This window comes from Blastococcus sp. URHD0036 (assembly GCF_000701365.1).
Lineage (GTDB): Bacteria > Actinomycetota > Actinomycetes > Mycobacteriales > Geodermatophilaceae > Trujillonella.
The window spans coordinates 114071-133244 of record NZ_JNIK01000004.1 but is presented as its reverse complement, the minus strand read 5'-3'; the positions used below and the strand labels follow the sequence as shown (position 1 = coordinate 133244).

19 protein-coding genes and 1 pseudogene are annotated in these 19174 nt (G+C 75.1%); 12 read left to right on the top strand and 8 right to left on the bottom strand.

Annotated features, from left to right (window positions below; genetic code table 11):
• Nucleotides 1–149 precede the first annotated feature (149 nt).
• Nucleotides 150–3464: pseudogene (gene fdh, locus N555_RS0104335) on the bottom strand (formate dehydrogenase).
• A 58-nt stretch (nt 3465–3522) separates the two neighbouring features.
• On the opposite strand from fdh, the gene N555_RS26590 reads away from it, so the two are divergent.
• Genes N555_RS26590 through N555_RS0104305 form a run of 5 tightly spaced genes read left to right on the top strand, consistent with a single transcriptional unit; the run spans nt 3523 to nt 8679 of the window.
• On the top strand, nt 3523–3945 hold the full coding sequence (locus N555_RS26590) for a VanZ family protein (protein ID WP_051683725.1): 423 nt from the start codon (nt 3523–3525) through the stop codon (nt 3943–3945).
• A gap of 51 nt (nt 3946–3996) precedes the next feature.
• The gene (locus N555_RS0104320) at nt 3997–4803 is read left to right on the top strand and encodes an MBL fold metallo-hydrolase (RefSeq protein ID WP_029430275.1); all 807 of its coding nucleotides are present in this window, start codon (nt 3997–3999) and stop codon (nt 4801–4803) included.
• Complete coding sequence (locus N555_RS0104315) at nt 4800–5492, top strand: DedA family protein (protein WP_051683724.1); 693 nt, start codon at nt 4800–4802, stop codon at nt 5490–5492. The genes N555_RS0104320 and N555_RS0104315 overlap by 4 nt, the downstream gene beginning before the upstream one ends.
• Nucleotides 5489–7711 (top strand): phage holin family protein, encoded by a 2223-nt coding sequence (locus tag N555_RS0104310; RefSeq protein ID WP_081865975.1) that lies wholly within the window; start codon nt 5489–5491, stop codon nt 7709–7711. Before N555_RS0104315 ends, N555_RS0104310 begins: the two co-directional genes overlap by 4 nt.
• Nucleotides 7708–8679, top strand: coding sequence for a glucosyl-3-phosphoglycerate synthase (locus N555_RS0104305; RefSeq protein ID WP_029430272.1), 972 nt, complete (start codon nt 7708–7710; stop codon nt 8677–8679). The genes N555_RS0104310 and N555_RS0104305 overlap by 4 nt, the downstream gene beginning before the upstream one ends.
• A gap of 11 nt (nt 8680–8690) precedes the next feature.
• Here the strand turns inward: N555_RS0104305 and N555_RS0104300 are convergent, their stop codons facing one another.
• Complete coding sequence (locus tag N555_RS0104300; protein ID WP_029430271.1) at nt 8691–9356, bottom strand: HAD family hydrolase; 666 nt, start codon at nt 9354–9356, stop codon at nt 8691–8693.
• 112 nt (nt 9357–9468) lie between these two features.
• Nucleotides 9469–10587 carry an NDMA-dependent alcohol dehydrogenase gene (locus N555_RS0104295; protein WP_029430270.1) on the bottom strand — a complete coding sequence of 373 codons (1119 nt, stop codon included), beginning with the start codon at nt 10585–10587 and terminating at the stop codon, nt 9469–9471.
• Nucleotides 10588–10716: 129 nt separating this feature from the next.
• On the opposite strand from N555_RS0104295, the gene N555_RS0104290 reads away from it, so the two are divergent.
• Together N555_RS0104290 and N555_RS26585 are read left to right on the top strand one after the other, a co-directional pair.
• Nucleotides 10717–11175, top strand: coding sequence for a DUF5946 family protein (locus N555_RS0104290; protein ID WP_156036159.1), 459 nt, complete (start codon nt 10717–10719; stop codon nt 11173–11175).
• A 38-nt stretch (nt 11176–11213) separates the two neighbouring features.
• A complete protein-coding gene (locus N555_RS26585; protein ID WP_051683723.1) occupies nt 11214–11879 on the top strand; it encodes a TetR/AcrR family transcriptional regulator in 666 nt (221 codons plus the stop codon).
• Between the two features lie 6 nt (nt 11880–11885).
• Here N555_RS26585 and N555_RS0104280 read toward each other — a convergent pair whose 3' ends face one another.
• The 4 genes from N555_RS0104280 to N555_RS27775 all read right to left on the bottom strand — a co-directional run bounded on the left by N555_RS0104280 (nt 11886) and on the right by N555_RS27775 (nt 14623).
• On the bottom strand, nt 11886–12482 hold the full coding sequence (locus tag N555_RS0104280) for a TetR-like C-terminal domain-containing protein (RefSeq protein WP_029430267.1): 597 nt from the start codon (nt 12480–12482) through the stop codon (nt 11886–11888).
• Nucleotides 12483–12579: 97 nt separating this feature from the next.
• A complete protein-coding gene (locus N555_RS0104275) occupies nt 12580–12888 on the bottom strand; it encodes a hypothetical protein (protein ID WP_029430266.1) in 309 nt (102 codons plus the stop codon).
• 45 nt (nt 12889–12933) lie between these two features.
• Nucleotides 12934–13821 (bottom strand): 1,4-dihydroxy-2-naphthoyl-CoA synthase, encoded by an 888-nt coding sequence (locus N555_RS0104270; protein ID WP_029430265.1) that lies wholly within the window; start codon nt 13819–13821, stop codon nt 12934–12936.
• Nucleotides 13822–13876: 55 nt separating this feature from the next.
• Nucleotides 13877–14623 carry a hypothetical protein gene (locus N555_RS27775; protein WP_029430264.1) on the bottom strand — a complete coding sequence of 249 codons (747 nt, stop codon included), beginning with the start codon at nt 14621–14623 and terminating at the stop codon, nt 13877–13879.
• A 197-nt stretch (nt 14624–14820) separates the two neighbouring features.
• Between N555_RS27775 and N555_RS0104260 the strand changes: the two genes are divergently transcribed.
• A complete protein-coding gene (locus N555_RS0104260) occupies nt 14821–15639 on the top strand; it encodes an endonuclease/exonuclease/phosphatase family protein (RefSeq protein WP_231502588.1) in 819 nt (272 codons plus the stop codon).
• Nucleotides 15640–15661: 22 nt separating this feature from the next.
• Here the strand turns inward: N555_RS0104260 and N555_RS0104255 are convergent, their stop codons facing one another.
• Nucleotides 15662–16141, bottom strand: coding sequence for an NUDIX domain-containing protein (locus tag N555_RS0104255; RefSeq protein ID WP_034508744.1), 480 nt, complete (start codon nt 16139–16141; stop codon nt 15662–15664).
• 24 nt (nt 16142–16165) lie between these two features.
• Between N555_RS0104255 and N555_RS0104250 the strand changes: the two genes are divergently transcribed.
• From N555_RS0104250 to N555_RS0104235, 4 genes are all read left to right on the top strand, one after another.
• Entirely contained in the window at nt 16166–16468 is a 303-nt protein-coding gene (locus N555_RS0104250; RefSeq protein ID WP_051683722.1) for an NIPSNAP family protein, read from the top strand.
• Between the two features lies 1 nt (nt 16469).
• The gene (locus tag N555_RS0104245; RefSeq protein WP_029430260.1) at nt 16470–17039 is read left to right on the top strand and encodes an LOG family protein; all 570 of its coding nucleotides are present in this window, start codon (nt 16470–16472) and stop codon (nt 17037–17039) included.
• 101 nt (nt 17040–17140) lie between these two features.
• Nucleotides 17141–18049, top strand: coding sequence for an alpha/beta fold hydrolase (locus N555_RS0104240; protein WP_029430259.1), 909 nt, complete (start codon nt 17141–17143; stop codon nt 18047–18049).
• A 15-nt stretch (nt 18050–18064) separates the two neighbouring features.
• On the top strand, nt 18065–19174 hold the full coding sequence (locus N555_RS0104235) for an NAD(P)/FAD-dependent oxidoreductase (RefSeq protein WP_029430258.1): 1110 nt from the start codon (nt 18065–18067) through the stop codon (nt 19172–19174).

Sequence of the window (19174 nt, the reverse complement as noted above, 5' to 3'; positions counted from 1 at the left end):
CCGGAACTCGTGCTCTGCCCACGGTGCCGGGCAGAGCACAAGCGTCGGCAGAGCACCTATCCCGTGCGTCTCTTCGTGCTCTGCCCAGATGCGTGGGCAGAGCACGACAACGCTCCGAGCACCTGTGCCGGGAGCCGCCGGGGCCGGCCTCACGAGCCGGTCTCCGCGTGGCCGGTCGAGCCCTCGACCGGCGCCCGGCCGTTGACGCCGACCCGGCCCGAGGCCACCCCGGCCCGCCGCCGGTAGGACTCCACGAACTCCAGCATCTCCGAACCGCGCGGACGGCGGCCGGCCACGATGTCGCAGGTGCTGACCTTGTCCTCCTGGATGTGGGTGTTCGCGTCGAGCGCGATGCCCAGCAGGTCGTTGGCCGAGTCGCCGGTCGAGATGCCGCTGTAGGACCAGTGGTAGGGCATCCCGATCTGGTGCACGACCTGCCCGCCGCGCAGCCGGATCGGCCGCACCCGCTCGGTGACCAGCACCTTCGCCTCGATCGCCGTCCGCGTGCTGACCAGCGTCGCGTAGTCCCCGTGGGTCAGCCCGCGCAACGCGGCGAGCTCCGGTGACACCTCGACGAAGAACTCCGGCTGGAGCTCCGACAGGTAGGGCAGCGTGCGGCTCATCCCGCCGGCGGTGTGGTGCTCGGTGAGCCGGTAGGTGGTCACCTGGAACGGGAAGACCTCGCTCATCGAGGGGTTCTCCCGGTTCCACGGGCCCTCGATCCGCTCGATCGTCGGGCTCGCCTGCTGCTTGTAGAAGGCGTTCTCGGCGACGGACTCCACCGGCTCGTAGTGCGTCGGCAGCGGACCGTCGACCAGCCCGGCCGGCGCGTACAGCCAGGCCTTGCCGTCGCCCTGCATGACGAACGGGTCGTTGCCGGCCAGCGCGTCCTGCGCCTTGGCGCCCTCCGGCGGCACATAGTCCGGCCGCTTGGTCTCCTCGAAGTCCGGGACGTCGGGGCCGGTCCACTCGCCGGCGGCTTCGTCCCAGTAGACGTACTTCTTCCGCTCGCTCCACGGGTTCCCGTCGGGGTCGGCGGAGGCGCGGTTGTAGAGGATCCGGCGGTTCAGCGGCCAGACCCAGCCCCACTCCGAGGCCACCGCGCCCTGCTCGCGGGCCGGCTTCCGGCGGGCCGCCTGGTTCACCTCGTCGGCGTAGACGCCGGTGTAGATCCAGCAGCCGCCGGTGGTCGAGCCGTCGTCCTTCATGTCGATGTACGTCGACAGCGCGCGGCCGTCCGGGCCGGTGCCGTTGATCTCGCGCAGCACGGCCGAGGCGTCGGGGTCCTGGGTCTCCCCGTGCACCGGGTAGTCCCACGTCAGGTGCAGCAGCGCCTGGTCGCGCGGGTCGGTGGAGCCCTCGAGCCGGGAGCGCAGGATCCGGCCGAGGTGGAAGTAGAACCAGAGATCGCTGCGGGCGTCGCCCGGCGGCTCGACCGCCTTCTCCCGCCACTGCAGCATCCGCTGGGTCTGGGTGAAGGTGCCCTCCTTCTCGACGTGCGAGGCGGCGGGCAGGAAGAAGACCTCCGTGCCGATCGTCTCCGGCGCGAGCTCCCCGGTCTCGATCTCCGGCGACTCGTTCCAGAAGGTCGCCGACTCGATCATCTGCAGGTCGCGGACGACGAGCCAGTCCAGGTTGGCCAGGCCGAAGCGGTTCATCCGGCCGTTGGGGTGCCCGACCGTGGGGTTCTCGCCGACGAGGAAGTAGCCCGACACCTTCCCCTGGATCATGTCGGCGATCGTCCGGTAGGAACTGTGGTCGCCGTTGATCTTCGGGATCCAGTCGAACCGGAAGTCGTTCTCCGGCTGAGCGGCGTCGCCGAACCAGGCCTTGAGCAGGCTGACCGTGTACGCCCGCTTGTTGCCCCAGAACCCGGCCTTGCCGGCCGCGTCGGCGCAGTACTCGTCCAGCGTCTGGTGCTGCATCGCGTGCGGCATCGGCAGGTAGCCCGGCAGCAGGTTGAACAGCGTCGGGACGTCGGTCGAGCCCTGGATGCTCGCGTGCCCGCGCAGCGCCATGATCCCGCCACCGGGACGGCCGATGTTGCCCAGCAGGGTCTGCAGAATCGACGCGGTGCGGATGTACTGCGCGCCGACGCTGTGCTGCGTCCAGCCCACCGAGTACACCCACGCCGTCGTCCGCTCGCGGTTGCTGTTCTCGGTGACCCACTTCGCGACCTGCTCGAACACCGCCGGCTCGATGCCGCACACCTCGGCGACCATCTCCGGGGTGTACCGGGCGAAGTGCCGCTTGAGGACCTGGAAGACCGTCCGCGGGTGCTCGAGCGTCTCGTCCCGCTTGGGCTTGGCCGGGATCGGCGGCCCGCCGCTGCCGGCGGCCTGCGCGCGGTCGGACTCCTTGACGTCGGGGTGCTGCTCGGAGCGCTCCTGCTCGGCGGCCTCGGCCGGGTCGTCGGAGCCCGAGTGCGGCGGCTCCTCCGGCTCGTACTGCCAGCTGGCCTCGTCGTAGTGGTTGGTCTCCGGGTCGAAGCCGGAGAACAGGCCGTCGAGCTCCTCGGTGTCGACGAAGTCCTCACCCACCAGCGCCGAGGCGTTGGTGTAGGCGACGACGTACTCGCGGAAGTAGAGGTCGTTCTCCAGCACGTACCGGATCAGCCCGCCGAGGAACGCGATGTCGGTGCCCACCCGCAGCGGCACGTGCAGGTCGGCGACGGCGCTGGTCCGGGTGAACCGCGGGTCGATGTGCACGATCTTCGCGCCGCGCGCCTTGGCCTCCATCACCCACTGGAAGCCGACCGGGTGGCACTCGGCCATGTTCGAACCCTCGATGACGATGCAGTCGGAGTTCGACAGGTCCTCCAGGAAGTTCGTGGCACCGCCACGACCGAACGAGGCACCCAGACCGGGCACCGTGGAGGAGTGCTATATGCGCGCCTGGTTCTCGATCTGGATCGCGCCCATGGCGCTGTACAGCTTCTTCATGAGGTAGTTCTCCTCGTTGTCGAGGGTCGCCCCTCCGAGGCTTGCTATCCCCATCGTCCGGTTCACCCGGTGCCGGTTCCCGGGCGGACCGTCCTCCTCCTGCCAGCCCTTCCGCCGGGCCTCCAGCACGCGGTCGGCGATCATCTCCATCGCCGTGTCGAGCTCGAGGTCCTCCCACTCCGTCCCGTACGGACGGCGGTAGCGGACCTTCGTCACGCGCGTCGGGCTGGTCACCAGTTGCTTGCTGGCCGCACCCTTGGGACACAGCCGGCCGCGGTTGACCGGCGAGTCCGGATCGCCCTCGATCTGGGTGATCCGGCCGTCCTCGACGTACACCTTCTGCGCGCAGCCGACGGCGCAGAACGGGCAGACGCTCTTCGCGACGTGGTCGGCGGTGGCCGTCCGGCTGACCACCTGCTCGGTCGCCTTGCTGCGCGCGGCCGTGCCGCGGCCCAGCGGGTCGTTGCCGGTGAGCTGCCGGAACACCGGCCAGGCGTCGAGCCAGGTCTTCACCCCGTCGATGCTGCCACCGCGCGGACTCACCCGCTCGGGGGAGCTGGAACCGGTTAGCGTTCTCCCCATGGTCCGGGCGGCGCGCTTCGCCCTGGCGCTGTACGTGCTGGCCGCTGCCGCCATCACCCTCGGCCCCCGGCCGGACCGGCTGTTCAACGGCGGGCTCCGCGCCGTCACCGAGCTCACCGACGGCGCCGCCTCCAGCTCGCTGGTCGAGGCGGGGGCCAACGTCCTGCTGTTCGTCCCGCTGGCGTTCCTGCTGTGCCGGTCGTTCCCCGCCGTCCGGCCGTGGCTGGCCTGGGTGCTGTGCACCGGCGCGTCCCTGACCGTGGAACTCTGGCAGTGGGCGGCTCCGGGCCGCGACGCCACGCTCCGCGACGTGGTCACGAACGCGCTCGGCGCCGCCATCGGCGTCGCACTCAGCTGGGTCCTGGACAGCGTGATCGACCGCTCAGGCGCACAGTCGGGCCGAGCCACCCCCAGGGGGTGAACCAGGGGAAACCCCGATGATCCCGTCAGCAGGGCGGAGGACACTGGAGCCGTGACCGCCCCGGTGCTGCACTTCCTGGGCCACTCGACCGTCCGCGTCGAGCTGGCCGGTCGCACCGTGCTCACCGACCCGGTGCTCACCCCCCGCGTCGGCGGGCTGCGGCGGGTGGCCGCGCTGCCGGATCCGGCCACCTGGGCCGGCGTCGACCTGGTGGTGCTCAGCCACCAGCACGGTGACCACCTGCACGTCCCCTCGCTGCGGATGCTCGGCCCGTCGGTGCGGATCGTCGCGCCGCGTGGTGCGGGCGCGTGGCTGCGCGCCCGGGGGTTCCGCCGCGTCGACGAGCTGGCCCCCGGGGAGTCGCTGACCGACGGCGAGCTCCGCGTGACCGCCGTCCCGGCCGAGCACAGCAGCCACCGCTGGGGCCCGCGGCTCACCCACGGCCCCGAGGCCCCGGCCGTCGGGCACCTGCTCGAGGGCGCCGGGCACCGCGTCTACGCCAGCGGCGACACCGACCTGTTCGACGGCATGCACGGCCTGGGCGACGGCGGCATCGACGTGGCGCTGCTCCCGGTCTGGGGCTGGGGTCCCACGCTCGGGCCCGGTCACCTCGACCCCGTCCGCGCCGCCGAGACGGTCGCCCGGGTGCGGCCACGGGTCGTCGTCCCGGTGCACTGGGGCACCCTCGCCCTGCCCGGCAGCACCGTCGTCCCGCCGCTGCGCTCGCGGATGCGCCGGCTGCTCACCGAGCCGCCGCGCCGGTTCGCCGACGCCGTCGCCGCCCGTGGCCTCGACACCCGGGTCGCGCTCACCGAGCCCGGTGCCGCCGTCCTGCTCCCCACCGGGGACCGCGCATGAGCGCGCTCGCGTCGAGCTGGACCGACGCCTCCGGGCTCGGCTACCCGGTGGTGTTCGGCGGCGTGCTGCTGGGCTCGATCGTCCCCGTGGTGCCCACCGGCGCGGTGGTCGGCGCCGCGGCCGCGCTGGCGACGACCTCCGACCAGATGGACCTCGTCCTCGTCGTGCTGCTGGCCACCGTCGCCGCCTGGACGGGCGATCTCGTCACCTTCGCCGTCTGCCGGTCCGGCGGCCCCTCCGCCGTCGCCTGGGTGTCGCGCGGGCAGCACGCCGACCGGATCGCCGAGGTCCGCGACCAGTTCCGCCGGCACGGCTGGCAGATCATCGTCGTCGGCCGGTTGCTGCCGGCCGGGCGCATCCCGGTGCTGCTGGCCGCGGGCGCGCTGGCCTACCCCTGGCGGCGGCTGGTCCCGGCCAGCATGCTCGCCGCGCTGCTGTGGGCCACCGCCTACGCCGCCCTGGGCGTGGTCAGCGGTGGGGTCTTCGACAGCCCGCTGATCGCCACCCTCATCGCCACGCTGCTGGTGCTCCTCGTCAGCGCGCTGCTCAACCTGGCCGGCGCCGCCCGCCGGCGGGCGCGCCGGGACCACGATCCAGCGCCCGTCCTCCCGACGCCCGCCGCGCGCGAGCCCGAGACCGGTCCCGAGCCGGCGCCCTGCGGGTCCCGCGAGCACTCCGGACCGGCATGACCCGCCCCGCCCAGCACGGCCGCGTCCTCCAGCGTGGCCGCGCCCCCGCCCGCGTGCTGGTGACCTGGCTGGCCGCGACCATCGCCCTGCACCTGCTCGACGAGCGGTCGGACCGCCTCGACCTGGGCTCGTGGTGGCAACCGCCGCTGGTCGCCCTGCTGCTCGGCCTGCTCACCGCCGTCGTGTGGCCGCTGGTCATGCGGGTCGCCCTGCCGCTGGCCTTCCTCACCCTCGGCCTGGGCAGCTTCCTGCTCCTCGGGGTGGCCGTGCTCGGGGTGTCGTTCCTCGTGCCCGGCGTCGTCGTCGAGGACGTGCGGACCGGCGTGCTCGTCGCCGTCGTCATGGCCGCCGTCTCCGGCGTGGTGAGCAGCGTGCTGGCCATCGACGACGACGAGCTGTTCTTCCGCCGCGCCCGCCGCCGGGCCCGCCGCGCCGGGGACTCCGGCGCGCGACCGCCCGGCGTGATCTTCCTGCAGATCGACGCGCTCTCCTCCGAGACCGCCCGCCGCGCCGTCCGCGACGGGTCCATGCCCAACGTCGCCCGCTGGCTGCGCGCGGGCAGCCACACCATGACCTCCTGGCACACCGACTGGAGCTCGCAGACCGGGGCCGCCGTCAGCGGCATCCTGCACGGCAGCAACCACGGAGTCTTCGGCTTCCGCTGGTACGAGAAGGACCGCGACCGGGTGGTGCGGGTCTCCCACCCGGAGGACGCCGCGATGGTGGAGCGCCGGCTGTCCGACGGGCGCGGGCTGCTGGCCGGCGACGGCGCGGGCCGGGGCAACCTGTTCACCGGCGACGCCCCCCACGTCAGCCTCACGATGAGCTCGCTGGCGCACATCGTCCCCGCCGGCAGCCGCCGCACCCGCACGCTCGACCGCGTGGGCTCGGGCTACTACGCCTACTTCGCCAACCCGGTGAACGCGCTGCGCACCCTCGCGGTGTCGGCCGTCGACATCGGCCGCGAACTCGCTGCGGCCGCCCGGGAGCGCCGCGACGACGTCCGACCGCGGGTGTCCCGCGGGGGGCTCTGGCCGCTCCTGCGGCCGGGCACCACGGTGATCAGCCGGGACGTCGTCGTCTTCGCGCTGCTGGAGGACATGCTGGCCGGCCGGCCGGTGGCCTACGCGGACTTCCTCGGCTACGACGAGGCCGGGCACCACGCCGGGCTGGAGCGCGCCGACACCCTCGCCGTCCTGCGCACCATCGACCAGCAGATCGGCCGGCTGCACCGCGCCGCCGCGCTCGCCCCGCGGGAGTACCACCTGGTCTGCCTCTCCGACCACGGCCTCACCCAGGGCGAGGCGTTCGAGGAGCGCTTCGGCGAGACCGTCGAGGCGCTGGTCGGACGGCTCTGCGGCGCCGATCCGGGGGCGGTGCGCACCGGGTCGCGGAGCAGCCGGCACCCGGCCGACGGCGGCTGGCAGATCGGCGCCGCGCTCGGCGAGGGCGCCGGCCCGGTCGCCCGCCGGCTGCGCGCCCGGGTGCAGGCCGGCAGCGACGCCCACGACCACGAGCTGCCCGAGGGCCGCCCCGGTGACGTGGCCCGGGTCGCTCCCGGCGTGGTGGCCACGGTCTCGGGCCACACCGCGTCGATCTCGTTCGCCGACCTGCCCGGCCGGGTGCCCCTGGAGGAGATCGAGCAGCACTGGCCGCACCTGCTCCCCGGCCTGGTCGACCACGCGGGCATCGGCTTCCTGCTCGTGCAGTCCACCGAACACGGCCCGGTCGTGCTCGGCCGCGACGGCATCCACCGGCTGGCCACGGGCGAGGTGCTCGGCAGCGACCCGCTGGCACCCTACGGCGAGCACGCGCCCCGGCTGGTCGCGCGGGTGTCGGCGTTCCCGCACTGCCCCGACGTCGTGGTCAACAGCGCCTACGACCCCGCCACCGACGAGGCCTCGCCGTTCGAGCCGCACGTGGGGTCGCACGGCGGTCTCGGCGGGCCGCAGCAGCGCGGTTTCCTGGTCCACCCCCGCTCGTTCGCCCCGCCCGGCGAGGTCGTCGGCGCCGAGCAGCTGCACCGGGTGCTCCGCGGCTGGCTGACCGACCTCGGCCACCCGGAGCCCACCGGGGAGGGCGCCGTGATCGGCCCCGACAGCGTCACCGCGCGGGAGCTGGCACGGGTCCGGGGCGAGGGGACGTCCGGTGACCGGCAGGTGAATCCCCTGGACGGGCCCTGGCGGGACGCCCGGCCAGCACCGACAGTGGACCGGTGAGACCCGACGCGCGCGCCTGGTTCGAGTCGCGGACGACGTCCGCCACCGGGCCGGCCGAGATCGACGCCGCGGCCCTGCTGCGCGCCAAGCGGCGCGGCGGGCACCGGGTCAGCGTCGTCCTCCCTGCCCGCGACGAGGAGGCCACGGTCGGGCGGCTGGTCACCGACATCGTCGAGCTCTGGGTGCGCCGGGTGCCACTGGTCGACGAGCTCGTCGTCGTCGACTCCGACTCCACCGACCGCACCGCGGAGCTCGCCCGGGCCGCCGGCGCGGACGTCGTGACCACCGCCGAGGTGCTGCCGGCCCACGGCTCCCGCCCCGGCAAGGGCGAGGCGCTGTGGAAGTCGCTGGCCGCGACCACCGGCGACCTCGTCGTCTTCCACGACGCCGACCTGCTCGGCGACGTCTCGCACTACGTGCCGGCACTCCTCGGCCCGCTGCTCACCGACCCCGCCGTCGGCTACGTCAAGGGCTGCTACACCCGGCCGCTGTCCGCCGACGGCGTGACCAGCCCGGCCGGGGGCGGTCGGGTCACCGAGCTGACCGCGCGGCCGCTGCTCAACGCCTGGTGGCCCGAGCTCGCCGGCGTCGTCCAGCCGCTGGCCGGGGAGTACGCCGGCCGCCGCGAGTTCCTCGAACAGGTGCCGTTCTCCTCCGGCTACGGCGTCGAGGTCGGCCTGCTGCTCGACCTGCTGGAGCTGATCGGGCTCCCCGGCCTGGCCCAGGTGGACCTCGGCGTGCGCCGGCACACCTCGCAGACCCAGGACGCGCTGAGCCGGATGGCCGGGCAGGTCCTCTCGTCGATCCTGGCCCGGGCCGGGCACGGCCGGGCGGTCAGCGGGCTGCTCACCCAGTTCCGCCGCGACGGCGACGTCTTCGTGCCCTACAGCAGCCCGGTCGCGGTCGACGAGCGTCCGCCGATGCTGAGCATCTCGGAGTACCGGGCCCGCCAGGCCGCCTCCGGCTGAGGGCGACGCTCCTAGGCCAGCGGGGTGTCGTCCAGTGCGGCCGCGAGGTCGCCCGGGGTGTCGAAGATCGCCACGGCGCCGGCGTCGCGCAGCTCGTCGTCGCCGAAGCCGCCCGAGCGCACCACGACCGCCGGCATCCCGGCCCGCTTCGCCGCCTCGACGTCCCAGACCGAGTCGCCGACGAGGACCGCCGCCGCGTCCTCCGGGGCGCCGAGCTTCTGCAGCGCCACCTGCAGCAGGTCCGGCGCGGGCTTGGTCTCCTCGACGTCGTCGCTGGTGGTCCAGGCGTCGGCGACGTCGCGGGCGTCGAGCAGGTCGAGGGAGAGGTCCACGTGGTGCGGCTTGCCGGAGCTGGCCAGCACCACCCGGTGACCGCGCTCCTTGAGCGCCAGCAGCAGCTCGCGGGCGCCGGGCAGCACCGCGACCTCCTTCATCAGCGGATCGGCCTCCTCGACCCACCGCTCGCGCAGCTCGTCGCCGATCCGCTCCTCCAGCTCGTCGCCGCCGATGGCCGCCACCAGCTGGTCACCGCCCATGCCGATCAGCCGGTGGATACGCCAGATCGGGAAGGTCTCGCCCATCGACCGGAACGCCCGGTACCAGGCCAGGGCGTGCTGGTAGTTGGTGTCGACGAGAGTGCCGTCGACGTCGAGGACGGCGATCGCGGATGCAGCCACGGTCGCACCACTGCCCCGCCCCGACGCCGCGCAACCCCACAACTCCCCCGAGGACCCGAGGCATAGGAAGCTCTCCCCACGTCCGCGGTCCCGGAGGCGTGGGGAGAGCTTCCTATGCCTGGTGGACGAGCAGGCCGCGCACCGTCTCCCCGGCCGCCTGGTCGCGGAAGCCCTGCGTCAGCTCGTCCAGCGCGTACCGCCGCGTGATCAGCCGGTCGAGCTCGAGCCGGCCCTCCTCGTGCAGCCGCAGCAACCGCGGGATGTCGGAGAACGGGTTGCAGTGCCCGAAGAGCGTCCCCTGCACGCGGTGCTCGAACACCGTGGTCAGCTGCCCGTTGAGGGTCGCCATGCCGTCGCCCGGGCGGTCGGCCAGCGCGGTCAGCACGAGCGTGCCGCCCTTGCCCAGGCAGCGGCTGGCCCCGGCGTGCACCTCGGCCGACATCTTCCCGACCGTCACCACGACGACGTCGGCGCCGGTGCCCCGGGAGAGCTCGCGGGCGAGGCCGGCGGCCGCCGCGGCGTCGGCGACGGTGTGCGTGGCCCCGACGGTCTCGGCGAACGAGCGCTTCATCTCCACCGGGTCGACGCCGATCACGTGCAGCGCGCCGGCGTGCGCGGCCCCCTGGACGGCGTTCACGCCGACCCCGCCGAGGCCCATCACGACGACGGTGTCGCCCGGCTGCACGTCGCCGGCGTAGACCGACGATCCCCACCCGGTCGGCACGCTGCACGCCAGCAGCGCCGCGGTGTCCAGCGGCGCCTGTGGATCGATGCGCACGCAGGAGAACTCGTGCAGCACGGTGTGCCGGGCGAAGGCCCCCACCATGCAGAAGCCCCCGAGCTCCCGGCCGTCGTCCAGCCGGAACGGCATCGTGCCGGTGGGCAGTCGGCCGGTCGCGATCGTCGCGCCGGCGTCGCAGATGCTGGACCGGCCGGTCGCGCAGTAGCGGCAGTGCCCGCACGCGGGCAGGAAGCTGGTGACGACGTGGTCGCCAGGGGCCACCCGGGTCACGCCCGGTCCGACGGCGAGGACGACGGCCGAGCCCTCGTGCCCCCCGACGATCGGGTACGCGCCGCCGGGGTTGGCGTGCCGCATGTGCTCGTCGGAGTGGCACAGGCCGGCGAACGCCATCTCGACCAGGACCTCGCCCGGACCCGGGTCGACCACCTCGAGGTCGACGACCCGGTAGTCGGTCTCGGGCTCGAACAGCACCGCTCCTGTGGTCCGCACCGGGTACGGGCTCCTTCCTCACCTGCGACGACGTCCCCTCAGCTTCCCCGGACGGCGCGGCCGGCCGCGCACCGGGTCCCGCGCGGGCGCGACCGGCGGGAGGCCCCGGGGTGGAGGACGATGGACGCCGTGTCCGCACCGCGTCCCGCCACTCCTCCCGCCACCACCGCGGCGGAGCCCGCCGCCTGCCCCGGGTGCGGGGCGGTGCTCGCACCACCGACGGGCCGCAGCGGGGCGGACGGCGCCGCGGCGGCCTGCCGCCGGCTGTTCGAGGAGACCACCCGGGGTCTGCGGGAGGAGGCGGCCGGCGACGCCCGCGCCGCAGCCACCGTGGCACTGGCCGACACCGCCTACGCCGCGCAGCACCCCGACCCCGACGACCCGGCCGCGGTGCACGCCGTCGTCGACACGCTCGTGCGGCGGCTGGACGACGACCCGAACCCCGATCCCGCGCCGCACCGCCCGACCGTCTGGCAGATGACGACCGCGGACGTCGCCGCCGACCTCGACGTCGTCGGGCTGGAGGCGCTCGTGGACACCTGGGCACGCACGGTCGCCGAGGACTGGAGCCGGGCAGCCCGGTCCTGAGTCGCGAGCGATGACTCTCGGTGGTTAGGGTTTGAGCGATGAGTGACGGGGGCGACCGGCGGGCGCGGAAGAAGGCAGCGACTCGGGCCCTGGTCCTCTCGACCGCCCAGGGCCTGTTCGCCGAGCGGGGCTTCGACGCGGTGACCATCGCCGACATCGCCTCGACCGCCGACGTCGCCGTGCAGACGGTGTTCAACCACTTCTCCACCAAGGAGGAGCTGTTCTTCGCCGACCGCGCCGAGTGGGTCGCGGCTCCCGCGGAGGCGGTCAGCGGGCGTGCCGCCGACGAGTCCCCCGAGCAGGCGCTGCGCCGCTCGCTGATCGAGATCGTGGGCGACCACATCGCGCGGCTGGCCGAGCCGGGACACCGCGGGATGGTCGCGACGGTCGCGGTCACCCCGGCGCTCCGGGTGCACGAGCGCGAGCTCGCCGAGACCTCGCGGCGGATGCTGCAGACGGCCCTCGCCGAGGCGTGGGCCGAGCTGCTCGACCGCAAGCCGGAGGAGTTCCGCCGCGCGGCGGGGCTGACCTCGGCCACGTGGACCTCGACCGCGCGGGCCGTCGCCGACGAGTACCGGCAGCCGCTGCCATCAGCCGCGGAGGCACCCGCCCGGGCACGCGAGGCGGCCCAGCTGGTGGAGCGGGTCCTGCTCGGGCTGGAGTCGGCGCTGGCGAGCAGCGAGACCCTCAACGGGCGGGACTGAGCGGGCTCAGACCGCGGCGGACTCCCGCTCGGGGGCGATCAGCGGCATCAGGACGTCGTCCACCAGCCGCTCGAGCCGCTCGTCGCTGAGGGACCCGTCTCCGGCGGCGGTGTAGCGCTGCCAGTAGAAGGCCTCGATCACCGAGCGCAGCAGCGCCAGCCGGGCCTCGGGGATCGGCTCGTCCCGGGCGGTCGCGCAGTCGCCGACGGAGGAGACGGCGAGCGCCAGCGGCCGCACCAGGGCGGCGTCGAGACCGGCGCGCAGTTCGTCGTCGTGCCGCGCGGCGCCCACCAGGCTCGCGACGGCGCACTCCTCGTGGGACAGCGGGCGGCGCAGTCGGTCGACCAGGGCGGAGACGTCACCGCGGAGCGTTCCGGTGTCCTCCGGCCGGTCGACCAGCCGGAAGCGGCTCACCGCGTGCCGGGCCAGTGCCGACATCGTGGGCCAGCGGCGGTAGATGCCGGCCTTGCCGGCGTGGGCGCGGGCGGCGACGCGGTCGCTGTTGAGCCGGCCCCAGCCCTCCTCGGCCAGGATGTCGACCGCGACTGCGAGCAGCTGCTCGGACAGTTCGGCACTCAGTGGTCTGCCGGGCGTCCCGCTCACACCGCGCTCCCGTCCCTGGTCGTGCGCACCGCGACATCCTGGCCGTTCGGTGGACCGACCACAAGGACAGAGGACCTCCACGCGGGTGTGGGCGCGATCACGCCCCGGCTGCGCCCTCCACCCTGACCCGGAGCCTGCCCCCGTCGGGAGCGTCCCGCGCCACGAGCTCCTCCCACCGCTGCACCCACTCCCCGGCGGGGGCGCCGGCCGCGGCGCGCAACGCCGCCACCTCGAGCAGCGCGGTGTCGGCGCCCTCGAGCCGGCCCAGACCGGCCGCCTGCAGGGCCTCGTCGGCCTCCGCGTCGGTGACCTCGCCGAGGGCCAGGACCACCCGGCTCAGCTCCTCGACCTCGACGACCCGCACCTCCGGGCGCTGGTCCGCGCCCCCGACCACCTCGACGATCACGGCGTCGTCCTCCTCACTCCCCCGCCGAAGCGGCCACTTCGGCGGTCAGACGTGCCAGGGGAACCGGGAGAAGTCAGGGTCCCGCTTCTCCAGGAAGGCGTCCCGGCCCTCCACGGCTTCCTCGGCCATGTACGCCAGCCGGGTCGTCTCCCCGGCGAAGAGCTGCTGGCCCACCAGGCCGTCGTCGATCAGGTTGAACGAGTACTTGAGCATCCGCTGCGCGGTCGGGCTCTTGGCCACGATCCGCTTGCCCCAGTCCAGCGCGGTCGCCTCGAGCTCGGCGTGCGGCACCGCCCGGTTGACCATGCCCATCGCGACGGCGTCCGCGGCGGAGTACTCGTCGCCGAGGAAGAAGATCTCGCGGGCGAACTTCTGCCCGACCTGGCGGGCCAGGTAGGCCGAGCCGAAGCCGCCGTCGAAGCTGCCGACGTCGGCGTCGGTCTGCTTGAACCGGGCGTGCTCGGCGCTGGCCAGGGTGAGGTCGCTGACGACGTGCAGGCTGTGCCCGCCGCCGGCCGCCCAGCCGGGGACGACGCAGATGACGACCTTGGGCATGAAGCGGATCAGCCGCTGCGCCTCCAGGATGTGCAGCCGCCCGGAGCTGCCCGCGGCGTGCTCGTAGCCGTACCGGCCGCGTACCCGCTGGTCGCCGCCGGAGCAGAACGCCCAGCCGGCGTCCTTGGGGCTCGGACCGTTGCCGGTGAGCAGCACGCACCCGACGTCGGTGGACAGCCGGGCGTGCTCGAGGGCCGTGAGCAGTTCGTCGACGGTCTGCGGCCGGAAGGCGTTGCGCACCTCGGGCCGGTCGAAGGCGATGCGGACGACGCCGGCCTCGACGGCCCGGTGGTAGGTGATGTCGGCGAACTCGAAGTCCTCGACCGGCCGCCACGCCGTCGGGTCGAAGATCTCCGAGACGTCGTCGCGCGCGCTCATGACCGGCACGCTAGTGCCGCTGCCGCGCCGGCCCGCGGCCGGTTCCGGGGGCCGGTCACCCGCCGAGCAGCCCGCCGACCCCGCTGGTGACGCCGCCCACGACCGTGCCGACACCGCCGGTCACGCCGCCGACGACCTCGCCCGTGCCCTGGACGACCCCGCCGACCGGATCGCCGCCGGTCACACCGCCGACGACGGAGCCGACACCGCCGGTCACGCCGCCGACCACCTCACCCGTGCCCTGGACGACCCCGCCGACCGGGCCGGACACGACCGGCGGGAGCGCGGGCGCGGGAGCAGGCGCGGAGGTGCCCGGCGTTCCGGGGACGGGGACGACGGGCGTGCTGCCCGTGGCGGGGGGCTGCGCGGTCGGAGTTCCGGGAGCCGGGCCACCGCCGGCAACGGGAGCGCCACCGGCGGCGGCACCGCCGGCGTCGGCGGCCGGGAGCGGTGCGCCGGGGAGGGCGCCCGCGGCACCGCCCGCCTGCGGGGAGTCGACCGTCACGAGGAAGCCCTGCAACCGGCTCCCGGCGACGCCGATGCCCGAGACCCGCGCGGCGGAGTACCCACCGCTGGCGGCGGCGGTGGTGGTGAACGGCCAGCCGTCGAGCCCAGGGGCCCCGAAGAGGGGGGAGAGCCGGCCGAAGTCCTCCGGCGCCGACGTGTCCGGTCCCCCGGCGACGGCCCCGGCACCACCTCCGCCGCCGGCCCCGTCGGCGGAGCTCGCGGACGCCTCGGCCCCGCCCGAACCCGCGGTGGCGAGCACGGGCGCCGCCACCAGCCCGGCCACGGCGGCCGTCATGAGGACCCGCCAGGTACGGCGGTCCGCCGCGGGGGTGCGGGCCCAGACGGCCGCACGAGGAGCTGCCGGACGGCCGGACGAAGGGCGACCGGTGGCTTCGGGCGCGCGGTGACGGGTGCTCACGCGCAGGCCCTTACCCGTGTCCGGAGGTGTCACACACCACGTTTCCCCGATTCGTGTCCCGTACCGTCGGTCGGGTGACCGACGGCGCGGTACTGCAGGTCGGCACGCTCAACCTGGCCTCCGGCCGGGGCCCCACGGGAGCCGTCCTGACGGCGGAGCGGATCGCCGCCTCGGTCGCCTCGCTCGACGTCGACGTGCTCGCCGTGCAGGAGGTGGACGCCGGGCAGCCGCGCTCCGGGAGCACCGACCAGGCTGCGGTCGTGGCCGCGGCCCTCGGATCGACCGGGTGGCGGTTCGTCGCCACCGTGGCCGGCACCCCCGGTCCGGTCCGCTCCTGGTCGCCGGAGGACCCGCCGGTCGCCCGCGGCCCCGGCGCGGAGCTCCCCGGACCGCGGTACGGCATCGCCCTGGTCAGCCGCCGGCCGGTGCTGGAGTGGTCGGTCCTCCCACTGGGCGGCGGCCGCGCCCGGCTGCCGGTCAAGGCGCCGGACCCCCGCTCCGGACGACTCCGCTGGTGGTGGGTGCCCGACGAGCCGCGCGTCGCCGTCGCCGCCCGCCTGGAGGGGCTCACCGTCGTGGGCACCCACCTGTCCTTCTCGCCGCCGACGGCGCTGCGTCAGCTGCGGGCGCTCCGCCGCTGGATCTCCGCGCTGCCCGGGCCGGTCGTGCTGGCCGGCGACCTGAACCTGCCGGGGGCGCTGCCGGCGCGGGTGCTGGGCGGCGTCCCCCTGGTGCGGGCGGCGACGTTCCCGGGCGCCGATCCGCGGCTGCAGCTGGACCACCTCGTGGCGCTCGGGGCCGAGCCCGCCGGGCCGGGCCGGGCGATCGCCGTCGACGTCGGGGACCACCGCGCCCTCGTCGCCCCGGTCCGCGGAGGAGAATCGTCGGCGTGACGCCCCTGGATCTCCTCCGCCCCTAGAGCAGCGGTAGGAGGCGGGGCAGGGAGGCGGCCAGGCCGGGGTGCAGCGGCACCCGGTCCAGGCCGGTCAGCGGGATCCAGCCCACCGCGGTGCTCTCGCCGTCCAGCCGCAGCCCGGCGGGGTCGATCGGCCGGGCCGGCGTCGCCAGCACCGTCGTGTACGCCCAGCCCCCGTGGTCGTCGACGGAGCACTCCCCCAGGACGACGTCGTCGGCGGTCAGCCCGAGCTCCTCGCGCACCTCCCGCAGCGCGCCCTCCGACGGCCCTTCGTCCAGGTGCAGCGCGCCGCCGGGCGTGCCCCACGTGCCGCCGTGGTGCGACCACTCGGCGCGGTGCTGGAGGAGCAGCTCCGGCCCGTCCTCGCCGGCGCGGTGCAGCAGCAGCCCGGCGGCACCCGCGCGTCCCCAGTGCCGGTGGCCGAGGTCGCAGGTGGTCCAGCCGTCGGTCGGGGAGAACACCGCCCCAGTGAACCCCACGGACGGCGCTGGCAGGATCGACCGGTGACCACCGTGCAGCTGCGCCGCTACCGCCTCGAGCCGGGCCGGATGGCCGACTTCCTCGCCTGGTTCCCGACGGTCCTCCCCGTCCGCGAGCAGTTCGGGTTCCGCGTGGTGTTCGCCTACGCCGACTCCGCGCTCGACACCTTCACCTGGGCGGTCGCGCACGACGGCGACGAGGCCGCGTTCACCGCCGCCGTGGCCGCCTACGACGCCTCTCCGGAGAAGGCCGCCGCCTTCGAGACCTTCCCCCGGGTGGTCACCGAGCAGGTCAACGGGTTCGTCGACGACGTGCTGGCCCGCTGAGGTGCGCGTCGCCGTCTTCACCGGCTCGCAGAGCGGCCCGGAGTCCCACCGCGCCGCCGCCGCGGCGCTGGCCACCGACCTCGCCCGCGCCGGCGTGGGCATCGTGTACGGCGGGGGGAACGTCGGACTGATGGGCGTCGTCGCCGACGCGGCGCTGGCCGCCGGCGGCGAGGTCGTGGGCGTCATCCCGCAGCACCTGGTGGACGACGAGGTGGCCCATCGCGGGCTGCCCCGGCTCGACGTCGTCTCCTCGATGCACGAGCGCAAGGCCCGGATGGCCGAGCTCTCCGACGCCTTCGTCGCCCTGCCCGGCGCGGCGGGCACCCTCGAGGAGCTGTTCGAGGCGTGGACCTGGGGGATGCTCGGCCTGCACGCCAAGCCCACGGTCCTGGTCGACGTCGACGGGTTCTGGCAGCCGCTGCTCACCCAGCTGCGCCGCATGGCCGACGACGGCTACCTCGACCGCCGCCGGCTCGACGCCCTCGGTGTGGTGACCGACGCCGCCGGGCTGCTGGCGTTCGTCGAGGGCTACGAGCACCCGCCCCGCAAGTGGACCGCCACCCCGCCCTGACCCTCCCCGTGCGGGATGGCGGTTCTGCACGGTGCAGAACCGCCATCCCGCACGAGAGCCGCGTAACCCGCGCGCAAAGGAACGGTGTTCCACTGGGCCCCATGACGGCCGGGGTGGTGCAGGAGACGCGGGTGGTGCACGGCCACCGGCGGGCGTTCCTGCGCGCCGGCAGCGGCCCGGCCCTGCTCCTCGTGCACGGCATCGGCAACAACGCGCAGACCTGGGCGAGCGTGATCGGGCCACTCGCGGAGCACCACACCGTGATCGCGCCGGACCTCCTCGGGCACGGGAACTCCGACAAGCCGCGGGCCGACTACTCGATCGCCGGCTACGCCAACGGGATGCGCGACCTGCTCTCGGTGCTCGACGTCGAGCAGGTCACCGTGGTCGGCCACTCCCTCGGCGGCGGGATCGCGCTGCAGTTCGCCTACCAGTTCCCCGAGCGCTGCCAGCGGATCGTGCTGGTCGGCAGCGGCGGCCTCGGGCCCGAGCTCACCGCCGGCCTGCGCGCGGCCACCCTGCCGGGCGCCGAGCTGGTGCTCACCGGTCTGGCCGGCGTCTCCGGCGTCCTGCGGGCGGGGTTCAAGGCGGTGGAGGGCGTCGGCCGCCTCGTCGGCTGGAAGCAGGCCCGCGACCTGGCCGAGGCCGGGGAGGCGCTGCTGGCGCTGCGCGACGTCGAGGCGCGACGGGCCTTCCTGCGCACCCTGCGCAGCGTCGTCGACGCCCGCGGCCAGGCGGTGACCGCGGTGGACCGGCTGTACCTGGCGAACGCGATCCCGATGCTGGTCGTCTGGGGCAGCCGCGACCCGATCGTGCCGATCAGCCACGCCGACATCGTGCGGACGCTGGTCCCGACCGCGCGGGTGGAGGTCTTCGAGGGCGCCGGCCACTGGCCGCACATCGACGACCCCGACCGGTTCTGCCGGGTGGTCACCGACTTCCTGCGCACCACCGAGCCGGCCGCGCACGACCGGGACAGCTGGCGCGCCCTGCTCGCCCAGCAGCCCTGAACTAGCGTTCGCGCGGTGGAGAGCTGGGACGTCGTCGTGGTCGGCGGTGGCCCCGCGGGCGCCGCGGCCGCCCTGGCCGCGCGGCGGTCCGGCGCCTCGGTGCTCGTGCTCGACCGGGCCGACTTCCCCCGCGACAAGGTCTGCGGCGACGGCATCGCCCCGGAGGCGCTCGACGTCCTGGCCGTCCTCGGCGCCGATCCGCACCAGCTGGTCGCCGGCTACCCGGCGGTGCCGCGGCTGTCGCTGCGGGCGCCGCGCGGCGCCGTCGTCGAGCGGGACACGCACCGGCCCTCGCACGTGGTGCCGCGGGAGGTGCTCGACGCCCGCATCCTGGCGGCGGCGCAGGCGGCGGGCGCGGAGTTCCGCCGGCACCGGGTCCGGTCGCTCGAGGTGGACGACGACGGCGTGGTCGTCGACGGGACCCTCCGGGCCTCGGTCCTCGTCGGGGCGGACGGCGCGGAGTCCGTCGTCCGCCGGGCGCTGGACCTCCCCCGTACCCGCGACGACCGGATCGCCGTGGCCATCCGCGGCTACGCCCCCGAGCCGCCGGTGCGCCCGGGCACCCAGGTGCTGGTGACGACGGAGCTGCGCTGGCCGGCCTACGCGTGGTCGTTCCCGCTGGGCGACGGGCGGGCCAACGTCGGGTACGGCGAGCTGGTCTCCGGCGGGGCGAGCCGGGAGGCGCTGGTCGCGGGTCTGCACCGGCTGCTGCCCGGCGTGGAACCGGAGGGGCTGCGCGCCCACCGGCTGCCGCTGTCGACCGGCCGGCCGCGCCAGCCCGACGGCCGGGTGCTGCTCGCCGGCGACGCGGCCTCGCTGATCAACCCGCTGACCGGGGAGGGGATCTTCTACGCCGTCCTGTCGGGGGCGCTGGCCGGGAGCGCGGCCGGCGCGGGTGCCGAGGCCGGGCGGGTCTACCGGCGGGCGCTGCGGCGACGGCTGGGCGCCCACCTGCGGTCGACGTCCGCGGCCTCGCAGCTGTCCCGGTGGCCGCTGCTGATGGACGCGGCCGTCCGGGGCGCGGCCGCCGACCAGCGGGTGTTCGACGACGTCGTGGCGCTCGGCCTGGCCGACGGGCGGCTCGGCGCGCGGACGCTCGCCGCCGCCGTCCGCCACCTGCGGTGA